The following is a 9,928-nucleotide window of genomic DNA, read 5'->3' as shown; positions in this document are numbered from 1 at the left end:
GTGCGGGGGCGTGGCGGGGCGCCGAGGTCGGCGCGGCCGCGTTCGGCGCCGGGCTGGAGCTGCACCAGCTGGCCGACCGCGCGGTGGACCTGGAGAGCGTCTTCCTGCGCCTCACCGAGACCGGGAGGGAGCCCGATGAACGCCGCCGTCAAGGCCGAGCTGCGCAAGCTGCTGACCACCCGCCTGTGGTGGGTGCTGCTGCTCGTCATGGTCGCCTACCTGGGCTTCATCGGCGTCGTCATGGCCTTCACGCTGTCCGAGGCCGGCAGCGCCGACACCGGTCTGGCCGGTGCCGAGGCGGCGGTGTCGATCTACTCGCTGGGCAACGCCATCGGGTACGTCTTCCCGCTGCTGCTCGGCACCCTCGCGTTCACCGGGGAGGTGCGTCACCGCACGCTCGGTCAGACGCTGCTCACCGAGCCCGACCGCGACGTCCTGCTGGCCTCGAAGCTGACCGCGACGCTGCTCGTCGGCCTGCTGTTCGGCGTCGCCGGGGCCGGCGCGACCGTCGTCTCGTCCGCGCCGGTCCTGGCCTGGCGCGGCGACGGCGCGTTCCTGGGCGACGGCGAGGTGCTGGCGGTCGTCCTGCTGACCGCGCTGGTGCTGGCCGTCTGGGCGGTCGTCGGCGTCGTCCTGGGCGCGCTGCTCACGAACCAGGTCGTGGCGATCGTCGTCGTGCTCGCCTTCACGCAGTTCGTCGAGCCCATCGCCCGCTCGGTGCTCGGCGCGTTCGACGCCACGAGCGGCGTCGCGCAGTTCCTGCCCGGGGCCGCGGCGGACGCCGTCGTCGGCGAGTCGTTCTACGCGATGGTCGGCGGCGCCGGCGACCTGCTGCCGCGCTGGGGCGGCCTGGCCGTCCTGCTCGGCTACGTCGTCGTGCTGGGCGTGCTGGCCCGGCTCACCACGCTGCGCCGCGACGTCACCTGAGCGTCCGTCCCGTCCTCGCTGAGCGTGACGCTGTTGATGCGACACGCCGCGTGCCGCCGCAACGACGTCACGCTCAGCGTGAGGGTGCCGTCAGGAGACGGTGACGCGCACCCGGTCGGAGGCCGCGTCGGCGTCCTCGACCCAGCCGTCGGGGGAGTCCTGCGCCGTCCAGGTGCGTCCGGCGAAGCTCACCGAGGTGAGCTCGAGCCGGGCCGCGTTGGCGACCAGGAACTGGGCCAGGCGCCATCCCCGCCGGACGCGCTGGTCGGACGCCCCGGTCATCGGGTACTCCAGCGCCTCGCGGCGGCGGTCGACGTCCAGCGCCCCGAAGGACGCCCGGACGAGGTCCTCGACCTCGCGCAGCGTGCCGTCCTCACGCACGTTGACCTGGCAGGTGAACGCGGCCGGGCTGTAGCCCATGAGCGAGGAGGCCAGCGCCCGGGCGAACGGCTCGTGGTCGGCGTAGGCCTCGGGGTAGGCCGAGCGCTGCACCCGCTGGGCGGCGTCGGCGATCTCCAGGCGCGTGTAGCCGTCGATCTTCACCAGCGCGTCGTAGAACCGGTCGATCGCGTACGCCGGGTCCAGGATCTGCTCGACCGTGCCCCAGCCCTGCGACGGCCGCTGCTGGAACAGGCCGACCGAGTCGCGGTCGCCGTAGTCGATGTTGTGGATGCGCGACTCCTGGTAGGCGGTCGCGATCGCGATGGTCGCCGCCCGCGCCGGCAGCCCCCGCTCGGCGGCCATCGCCGCCATGAGCGAGGTCCAGCGGGCCTGCTCCAGGTCGACCTCCGCGCGCAGCGTGTCGACCTGGGCGACGCAGTACTCGGCGCGGTCGGCTCGTCGTCAGCAGCGCGACGAGCGCGACGGCACCGGCCGCCACCGCCGTCGCGGCGACGACCCAGCTCGCCCGCCGCACTAGTTCGCGTGCAGCGCCGCGTTGAGCTCGACGCCCGAGCGGCCGGCGCGCGGACGCGCCTCGAGCCGACCGTTCTCGCTGTTGGTCAGGAACAGCAGGCCGTCCTGGCCGGACAGCTCGGAGGCCTTGACGACCGAGCCGTCGGGCAGCGTCACCTTGCTGCCGGCGGTGACGTACGTGCCGGCGGCCACGACGCAGTCGTCGCCCAGCGAGATGCCGATGCCGGCGTTGGCGCCGATGAGGCAGCCGGTGCCGACCGAGATGACCTGCTTGCCACCGCCGGACAGGGTGCCCATGATCGACGCGCCGCCGCCGACGTCGGAGCCGTCGCCCACGACGACGCCGGCCGAGATGCGTCCCTCGACCATCGCGGTGCCGAGCGTGCCGGCGTTGAAGTTCACGAAGCCCTCGTGCATGACCGTCGTGCCCTCGGCCAGGTGGGCGCCGAGCCGGACGCGGTCGGCGTCGCCGATGCGGACGCCGCTGGGCACGACGTAGTCGGTCATGCGCGGGAACTTGTCGACGCTGGTGACGCTGACGACCAGGCCGGCGGCGCGGGCGCGCAGGCGGGTGGCCTCGAAGTCGGCGACGGCGCACGGGCCGACGGTCGTCCAGACGACGTTGGTCAGCAGCCCGAAGATGCCGTCGAGGTTCTGCCCGTGCGGCTGCACGAGACGGTGCGAGAGCAGGTGCAGGCGCAGGTAGGCGTCGTAGGCGTCGGCCGGCGCCGCGGACAGGTCGTCGACGACGGTGTGCACGACCACGCGGTCGACCCGGCGGACCTCGTCGCGGCCCTCGAGGGCGTCCAGCCCCTCGGGCTGCAGGTCGTGCTCGGCCGGCGTGCCCAGGTGGGGCTGGGGGTACCAGACGTCCAGCACGTCACCCTCGTCGGTCACCGTGGCGACGCCCCAGGCGTACGCACCCGTCTTCGCAGCAGCATCCGTCATGGCTCCTACGGTATCGGGCGGACCCGACGGACCGGTCGCGTCGGTCCGCCCCTCGGCCTAGGTTCGTCCCATGAGCCTGGTGACCTTCAAGGACCTGTGCGTCGACGTCAACGACCTGCACGTCGGCGGGACCTTCTACTCGCGCATCCTCGGCGTCGAGACGGCACGTCCCGACCTGGACCCCGAGGACGTCAAGCTCGTCGGGGCGACCGAGCACCACACGGTGTGGCCGAACAAGGTGCCCGAGCCCAAGACGGTCAAGAACCGCGTGCACCTGGACGTGTGGGGTGCCTCGTTCGACGACTTCGCCGACCTCGAGCAGCTCACCGAGACCGGCCGCTTCCCGTGGACCGTCTTCGCCGGCCCGGAGGGCGACGAGTTCTGCGTCTTCGAGTGGACGCGCGAGGGTGTGCTGCCCGACTACCGGCTCAAGGACATCGTCGTCGACGCGTCCGACCACGTCGCCATCTCGCGGTGGTGGGCCGACGTCATGGGCGGCACGCTCACGCACGACGACTCGGGATACTCCTACTTCGACGACGTGCCGGGCGCGCCGTTCGAGTCGTTCGACTTCGTGCCGGTGCCCGAGCCCAAGACGACGAAGAACCGCATCCACTGGGACGTCGACCTCGTCGACGGCGCGACCGTCGACGACCTGGTCGCGAAGGGCGCCACCGTGCTGCGGGCCGAGGGCGACGGCGTCGACTGGACGGTCATGGCCGACCCCGAGGGCAACGAGTTCTGCGTCTTCGACGACTGACCAGGCTCCGCCGGGCTCGGCCGGCGTCGCGCTCCAGGTGCCGGCGTCCCGCTCCCGGAGCCTGTTGCAGGGACCCGCCCGTCCCGTCCGCCGGGAGGGCCGCCTGTCCGGCTGCCATGATGAGGGCGTGCCCTCCCTCGATCCCACGCGCGACGTCGTCGCGCTGACCGCCGACCTGGTCGACATCGCCTCGGAGAGCTTCGACGAGCAGGCGATCGCCGACGCCGTCGAGGCCGTGCTGCGCGCCGCCCCGCACCTGGACGTCGTCCGCGACGGCCACACGCTCGTGGCCCGGACGGACCTCGGTCGCGCCGAGCGCGTCGTGGTGGCCGGCCACCTGGACACCGTCCCGGCCAACGGGAACTTCCCCTCGCGGCTCGAGGGCGACGTCCTGTGGGGCCTGGGCTCGTGCGACATGAAGGGCGGCGTCGCGGTGGCCCTGCGGCTGGCCGCCCACCTCGCCGAGCCGACCCGTGACGTCACGTACGTCTTCTACGAGGCCGAGGAGGTCGCGGCCGTCCACAACGGGCTCGGGCGCCTGGCCCGCGAGCGTCCCGAGCTGCTGGCCGGCGACTTCGCGATCCTCATGGAGCCCTCGAACGGCGGCATCGAGGCCGGCTGCCAGGGCACGATGCGCTTCGACGTCGTCACCCGCGGCGAGCGCTCGCACTCGGCGCGCTCGTGGATGGGCTCGAACGCGATCCACGCCGCCCACGACGTCCTGGCCCGGCTCAACGCGTACCAGCCGCGGCGCGTCGACATCGACGGGCTGGAGTACCGCGAGGGGCTCAACGCGGTCCTGGTCAGCGGCGGAGTGGCCGGCAACGTCATCCCCGACGAGTGCCGTGTGACGGTCAACTACCGCTTCGCGCCCGACCGCGACGAGGCCGAGGCGCTGAAGCACGTGCAGGAGGTGTTCGCCGGCTTCGAGCTGGAGGTCACCGACTCCTCGCCCGGCGCGCTGCCCGGCCTGTCGCGTCCGGCAGTGCAGGACTTCGTCGCCGCGGTCGGCGGGGAGGTGCGACCCAAGTTCGGGTGGACGGACGTCTCGCAGTTCACGAGGCTGGGCGTCCCGGCGGTCAACTACGGCCCCGGCGACCCGCTGTACGCGCACAAGGCCGACGAGCACGTCCCGGTCGAGCAGCTGCGGCAGGTGGAGGAGTCGATGAACAGGTGGCTGCAGGCGTGAACGACGAGAAGCGGACGTACGGCGACACCCACCTGGGCCCGGTGCGGCTGCGCCGGCGCATGGTCAAGGACACGACCACCGACCAGCGGCTGCTCGACAGCCACGGCGACACCGACTGGCTGCACACCGACCCGTGGCGCGTGCTGCGCATCCAGTCCGAGTTCGTGGAGGGCTTCGGCGCCCTGGCCGAGCTCGGTCCCGCGGTCGCGGTCTTCGGGTCCGCGCGCACCCCGCAGGACGACCCGGCCTGCGAGCAGGCCGAGCGCATCGCCCAGGGCCTGTGCCAGCGCGGCTACGCCGTCGTCACCGGCGGCGGGCCGGGCATCATGGAGGCGGCCAACCGTGGCGCGTCCGAGTGCGGCGGCGTCTCCGTCGGCCTCGGCATCGAGCTGCCGCACGAGCAGAGCCTCAACGACTGGGTCGACCTGGGCATCAACTTCCGGTACTTCTTCGTCCGCAAGACGATGTTCGTGAAGTACACCGACGGCGCCCTCGTGCTTCCGGGCGGCTTCGGCACGATGGACGAGCTGTTCGAGGCGCTGACCCTCGCGCAGACGCACAAGGTCACCGAGTACCCGGTCGTCCTCGTCGGCGTCGACTACTGGTCGGGCCTGATCGAGTGGATGCGCACCACCATGCTGACCGCGGGCAACATCGTCGCCGCCGACCTCGACCGCATCGTCCTCACCGACGACGTCGAGGAGGCGCTCGAGGCCTTCCCCAAGAAGTCGTGACCGAGCGCGTCGTGCTTCCGGTGCCCGTGCGCGTCCGTGGTCGTGACGCGCTGGTCGGGGAGACGTGGGACGGCGACGACAAGGTCGGACTCCTGACGGTCGGGCAGCAGCCGGTGGCCGTGTTCGCGGACGTCGACGCGCTCGGGCGTGCTGCGACCGACCAGGGCATGGCGACGGATCCGGTGACCGAGGCGAAGCGGGTGGACCTGGACGCGGCGACCAGCGAGGCGCGTTCGGGACGCGAGGTGCTCGACTGCGCGACGCTGCTGGGCGCGTGGGACCTGGTCGAGGACGTCGCCGGGGCCCTCGGCCGACCTCGTCCGATTGGGGCGGTGCGCGCTCGGGTGCACGACAAGTTGTTCTGGGGGTGCAACCTCCCGTCGGTGACGCCGTCCGGAGAGCAGTACGTGCCGTCGTGGTCGCGTCGAGAGCGGCGCGTGCTGCGTCGCGTGGCCGAGCGTGGCTCTGCTCTCGTGGCCGGGCTGGCGGGAGGGGCGGCGTCGTGACCGGGCGCGGGGCGGAGCCGGGGGCCGACGGCGTGCTGCGCTGCCCGTGGGGCAACGCCCCGGACATGACCGCCTACCACGACACCGAGTGGGGCCGCCCGGTCCGCGACGACCGCGGCCTGTTCGAGCGGGTCAGCCTGGAGGCGTTCCAGTCAGGGCTCTCGTGGGCGGTCATCCTGCGCAAGCGCGAGGGGTTCCGGGCCGCGTTCGCGGGGTTCGACCCGGAGGTGGTCGCCGGCTTCGGCGAGGAGGACCGGGCCCGGCTGCTGGCCGACGCCGGCATCGTCCGCAACCGCGCCAAGATCGACGCGACGATCGCCAACGCGCGCGCCTACCTGGAGCTCGACGAGCCGTTCACCGAGCTGCTCTGGTCGTTCGCCCCGGACGACCACCCGGCCCCGCGGACGCTCGCGGACGTCCCGGCCGTCACCCCGGAGTCGACCGCCCTGGCCAAGGCGCTGAAGAAGCGCGGCTTCCGCTTCGTCGGACCGACGACGGCGTACGCGCTCATGCAGGCCACCGGCATGGTCGACGACCACCTGGCCGACTGCGTGGTGCGCCCGACCGCCTGATCGATCGCCGTTCCTCGAGCCTCTCGAGGGAGCCTTCGACAAGCTCAGGCAGCAGTGGGACGGCCCCGCTCCTCGAGCTTGTCGAGAGGTCAGGTGGGGACGAGGGGGCGGAGCCTCACGTGGCGGACGTGCCGCATGGGTCGCTGGAGTGGGTCGATCCGTGGTGGCGGGATCACTTCGACGACGTTGTCCTCGGCGAGCCGGGCTGACCAGTCCGAGTCGTGCAAGAGGTGGTGGTGGGCGAAGCAGAACAGGGCGCCGTTGTCGAGGCTGGTCTCGCCGCCTTGGCTCCACGGCGTGAGGTGGTGGGCCTCGCACCACGCGGGTGGTCGGTCGCAGCCTTTCCAGGAGCATCCGCCGTCGCGTTTCGCCAGGGCGATGCGCTGGTTCTTGTCGTGGAGCCGGGTCCCGCGGCCGAGGTCGAGCGGCTGCGAGTCGCCGCCCAGCACGACCGGCAGGATGCTGGCGTTGCAGGCCAGGCGTCGCGCCTGGCTGGCCGAGAGGTCGCAGCCGGTGCTCAGCGTCGCGCGGGAGACCTTGTCGGTGAGGTCGTCGAGGTCGATGTTGACCGTCACTGTCGCGACCAGGCCCCCGGCCTGCGGGAAGCAGTCGGTGGGCAGGTGCTCGATCAGCTCGCAGAACGCCTGCCCCATCCGGCGGGGGTGGTCGAGCCGGCCGATCTCGGAGTCGGAGTGGTCGCCGTCGACGTCGCGGAACAACGCGTCCAGGCGTCTGGGAGCTGAGAGGCCTTCGAGGACGGTGCGAAGCATGTCGGCCTGGACGTCGGGCAGCGCGCCGCGCACCCAGGTGAGGCCGTCACGCGCGGGGTGAAGGTCAGGTGGGCCTCGGACCAGGCCTGCTTCTCCTGCCGTTCGAGCTGCTCCCCGATTACCTCGTCCGCGGAGTCGGGGTCGACGACCTCGACGATCCGGTTCGCCAGCCGCCGCAGGTCGTCGGCCGCGAACTCCCGGGCGTGACCGAGGAGCGTGGCTTCGGCGTCGTCGTGCTGCTCGGCCACGAACCAGTCGGGCAGCTGGTCCAGCGCGGTCAGGATGATGTTGGCCTGCTCGGTCGAGACCTCGCCAGAGGACCAGGCGTCACGCGTCGCCAGGCCGCGGGTCGCATCCAGCCGGGAGAGCTTCACGATGCGCGACGCCTCCCGCCGGGCGATGCCCGTGGTCGACGCGAGCCAGGCCACGGTGGAGGCGGACCCGTCCTCACGCGGGAGGGCCCGGTCCTCGGCGGCGACGGCCAGGCGCACGGCGGTCTCGGTCAGGCTCGCAATCGTCCGCTGCAGCTCGACCGTCACGAGCCGCAGCTCAGCGTCGGTCAGCGACCACGCCTCGAGCTCGCGCAGCTCACCGCGCAAGCGCTCCAGCTGGTCGATCAGCATCCGAAAACCTCCGTCGAACGTTTGTTCTAGTCTACTTCAAGGGGCTGACAAGAACCACTCGAGATCCCCAGAACTCCAGCGCTTTTCTGGCTTCGACAAGCTCAGCCAGCGAAGGGTGGGCGAGCCGACGAAGGGACCGCACCACCCGCCCAACCCCGTCGTCCTCAGCCCCTCGGCCGCCACTCGAGAAGACTCCTTTCGACAAGCCCAGGAGCGGGCGACAGCCACGGCGCACCCCACCCCGCACGGACCCCGCAGCATGGCGGCGCGACCGTAGGCGGCCCGGCCGCCCCGACCTACGGCTGGTCGACCTGCACCGGCCGCCCCGGGGCGGCCTCGTCCGAGGAGAGATCATGCGCGTCTCGTCCGTCCTCGCCGCCGCCGTCACGGCCACCCTCCTCGTGGCCGTCCCGACCTCGGCCGACGCCGCCACCAGCGTCACGTACCGCGACCGCGTCGGCGACGCGCCGAGCCACGCGGACGTCCGCTGGGTGAAGATCAACAAGTCGAAGCGCTGGCTGGTGACGACCATCCGCCTGCGCGAGGTCGTCCGGCCGGGCCGCGACGACTCCAGCCTGTTCTGGATCCACTACGACACGACCGGCTCGCGCAGCCCGGACTACCTGTTCGCGGTTCCCGGGATGGAGTGGCTGGCCGGCTCGGCCCGTGGCTGGTTCCGGGTGCGCGTCGGCTCCGAGCCCGAGGACGCCTACGGCGACTGGGGCCCGTGCCTGCGTGGTCGGCGGCCGTACACCTACAGCAGGTCGCGCGACACGATCCGGGTCAGGATCCCGATGCGGTGCTTCGAGGGCGCCTCACGCGTCCGCGTCGCGGTCAACACCGACTACGGCGAGCACCCCGACGGACGGCACGACTGGTTCCGTCGTCCCGGTCAGTACAGCCGCTGGCTGCGCTGACCGGAGCCGCTCAGGGGGCGGTGAGTCGTCCACGACCGCGACGTCGTCGGTGGTGGACGACTCACCGACGTCCGTCGCAGGTCGTGGACCACACACCGCCCGCACCCGGCCGTGGTTGCCAGCTCACCGCTCCGCGGCGAGACGCGTGCCAAGGACTCACCGGCCGTGGCCCCGCGCGCCTCCCGGGAAAAACGGCACGGCACGCCTAGCCTGGCGCCATGGCCAAGACCACGGACGCCCCCCGCACCGACCGTCGTGCGCGCCGCTCCACCCGGACGCTCGCCGCCGTCGCCCTGCTGCTGACCGCCGCCGTCGTCGGTGTCGCCGCGATCTCCGCCGGCTCCACCGGCTTCCTCGTCGCGGCCGTCGTCTACGCCGTGCTGGCCGGCTCCGTCGCCGCACGCCTGCTCTCCGACGAGACCGGTCACGTCCGTCGCGCCTGGGCCCAGGACCGTGCCGCGACCGCCCAGTCCTACACCCGCACCGCCGCCGCCCGCTCCGACGAGCAGGCCGCGTTCGCCGAGGCCATGGGCGCCCGCCGTGCGCGCCGGCGTCGAGCGCCAGACCAAGCTCGTCGAGCAGGTCACCGCGCTGGAGTCGGCCGTGCACGAGACCCGCACGCGGCTCGCGGATGAGCGCAAGCGCAGCGACGCCCTGGACGCCCAGCTCGCCGCCGAGCGCGAGTCGCTGGCCGCTGCCCAGGCCGAGCTGACCAGCCTGCGCAGCGAGCTCGAGCGCGCCCGCGCCGAGGTCCGCCGCCTGCAGGCCGAGCTCACCACCATCGAGAGCGCCGAGGCCGAGCTGCGCGAGCAGCTCGTCGCCCAGCACGCCGACGTCGTGCGTCGCGAGCAGGCCGACCGCACCGCCTGACCCGCACCGCGTCCCAGCAGCGTCCCTCGGTCCTCCGGGGGACGCTGCTGCGTCCGGGCCCGATCCTCAGCCGCGCGTCCGACGCAGCATCGCCGCGCGCTGCGTCTCGAGCTGCATCGTGCCGACGAGCCCGTCCTCGGCGCCGTGGGCCAGCGACCGCTTGGTCGCGGCCTGGACGAGCGCCGGTCCGGCGGCCA

Annotated in this window: 13 protein-coding genes and 1 pseudogene; 10 read left to right on the top strand and 4 right to left on the bottom strand. The window is 72.8% G+C overall.

The window, feature by feature from the left end; translation table 11 throughout:
• The first annotated feature begins 135 nt into the window (after nt 1-135).
• Nucleotides 136-927, top strand: coding sequence for an ABC transporter permease (locus AC2W7G_RS04395; protein ID WP_485867365.1), 792 nt, complete (start codon nt 136-138; stop codon nt 925-927).
• 90 nt (nt 928-1,017) lie between these two features.
• Here the strand turns inward: AC2W7G_RS04395 and AC2W7G_RS04390 are convergent, their stop codons facing one another.
• Nucleotides 1,018-1,680: a hypothetical protein gene (locus AC2W7G_RS04390; RefSeq protein ID WP_485867364.1), complete on the bottom strand. Its 663-nt coding sequence runs from the start codon at nt 1,678-1,680 to the stop codon at nt 1,018-1,020.
• Between AC2W7G_RS04390 and AC2W7G_RS04385 the strand changes: the two genes are divergently transcribed.
• Nucleotides 1,679-1,846, top strand: coding sequence for a hypothetical protein (locus AC2W7G_RS04385; RefSeq protein ID WP_485867363.1), 168 nt, complete (start codon nt 1,679-1,681; stop codon nt 1,844-1,846). The two genes, AC2W7G_RS04390 and AC2W7G_RS04385, sit on opposite strands and share 2 nt — an antisense overlap.
• Here the strand turns inward: AC2W7G_RS04385 and dapD are convergent.
• On the bottom strand, nt 1,843-2,790 hold the full coding sequence (gene dapD / locus AC2W7G_RS04380; RefSeq protein WP_485867362.1) for a 2,3,4,5-tetrahydropyridine-2,6-dicarboxylate N-succinyltransferase: 948 nt from the start codon (nt 2,788-2,790) through the stop codon (nt 1,843-1,845). The genes AC2W7G_RS04385 and dapD overlap by 4 nt on opposite strands.
• Nucleotides 2,791-2,860: 70 nt before the next feature.
• On the opposite strand from dapD, the gene AC2W7G_RS04375 reads away from it, so the two are divergent.
• The 5 genes from AC2W7G_RS04375 to AC2W7G_RS04355 all read left to right on the top strand — a co-directional run bounded on the left by AC2W7G_RS04375 (nt 2,861) and on the right by AC2W7G_RS04355 (nt 6,551).
• The gene (locus tag AC2W7G_RS04375) at nt 2,861-3,550 is read left to right on the top strand and encodes a VOC family protein (protein ID WP_485867361.1); all 690 of its coding nucleotides are present in this window, start codon (nt 2,861-2,863) and stop codon (nt 3,548-3,550) included.
• A 127-nt stretch (nt 3,551-3,677) separates the two neighbouring features.
• Nucleotides 3,678-4,739 (top strand): succinyl-diaminopimelate desuccinylase, encoded by a 1,062-nt coding sequence (dapE, locus tag AC2W7G_RS04370; RefSeq protein ID WP_485867360.1) that lies wholly within the window; start codon nt 3,678-3,680, stop codon nt 4,737-4,739.
• Nucleotides 4,740-4,798: 59 nt separating this feature from the next.
• Complete coding sequence (locus AC2W7G_RS04365; protein WP_485867366.1) at nt 4,799-5,473, top strand: LOG family protein; 675 nt, start codon at nt 4,799-4,801, stop codon at nt 5,471-5,473.
• Nucleotides 5,470-5,979 (top strand): hypothetical protein, encoded by a 510-nt coding sequence (locus AC2W7G_RS04360; protein ID WP_485867359.1) that lies wholly within the window; start codon nt 5,470-5,472, stop codon nt 5,977-5,979. Before AC2W7G_RS04365 ends, AC2W7G_RS04360 begins: the two co-directional genes overlap by 4 nt.
• Nucleotides 5,976-6,551: a DNA-3-methyladenine glycosylase I gene (locus AC2W7G_RS04355; protein WP_485867358.1), complete on the top strand. Its 576-nt coding sequence runs from the start codon at nt 5,976-5,978 to the stop codon at nt 6,549-6,551. Before AC2W7G_RS04360 ends, AC2W7G_RS04355 begins: the two co-directional genes overlap by 4 nt.
• Nucleotides 6,552-6,640: 89 nt before the next feature.
• Here the strand turns inward: AC2W7G_RS04355 and AC2W7G_RS04350 are convergent, their stop codons facing one another.
• Together AC2W7G_RS04350 and AC2W7G_RS04345 are read right to left on the bottom strand one after the other, a co-directional pair.
• Nucleotides 6,641-7,321 carry an HNH endonuclease signature motif containing protein gene (locus AC2W7G_RS04350; RefSeq protein WP_485867357.1) on the bottom strand — a complete coding sequence of 227 codons (681 nt, stop codon included), beginning with the start codon at nt 7,319-7,321 and terminating at the stop codon, nt 6,641-6,643.
• A gap of 137 nt (nt 7,322-7,458) precedes the next feature.
• Nucleotides 7,459-7,944: pseudogene (locus AC2W7G_RS04345) on the bottom strand (DUF222 domain-containing protein); the annotation flags it as partial.
• Between the two features lie 353 nt (nt 7,945-8,297).
• Here AC2W7G_RS04345 and AC2W7G_RS04340 point away from each other — a divergent pair.
• The 3 genes from AC2W7G_RS04340 (at nt 8,298) to AC2W7G_RS04330 (ending at nt 9,731) form a co-directional block, all read left to right on the top strand.
• Complete coding sequence (locus AC2W7G_RS04340; RefSeq protein ID WP_485867356.1) at nt 8,298-8,861, top strand: hypothetical protein; 564 nt, start codon at nt 8,298-8,300, stop codon at nt 8,859-8,861.
• Between the two features lie 218 nt (nt 8,862-9,079).
• Nucleotides 9,080-9,496 carry a hypothetical protein gene (locus AC2W7G_RS04335; protein WP_485867355.1) on the top strand — a complete coding sequence of 139 codons (417 nt, stop codon included), beginning with the start codon at nt 9,080-9,082 and terminating at the stop codon, nt 9,494-9,496.
• Nucleotides 9,465-9,731, top strand: coding sequence for a hypothetical protein (locus AC2W7G_RS04330; RefSeq protein ID WP_485867354.1), 267 nt, complete (start codon nt 9,465-9,467; stop codon nt 9,729-9,731). The genes AC2W7G_RS04335 and AC2W7G_RS04330 overlap by 32 nt, the downstream gene beginning before the upstream one ends.
• The last annotated feature ends 197 nt before the right edge of the window (nt 9,732-9,928 follow it).

This window comes from Aeromicrobium sp. PFPM2_SD2 (genome assembly GCF_057364525.1).
Note: the sequence above shows the minus strand (reverse complement) of the source record. Positions and strands in the feature narration are given on the sequence as shown.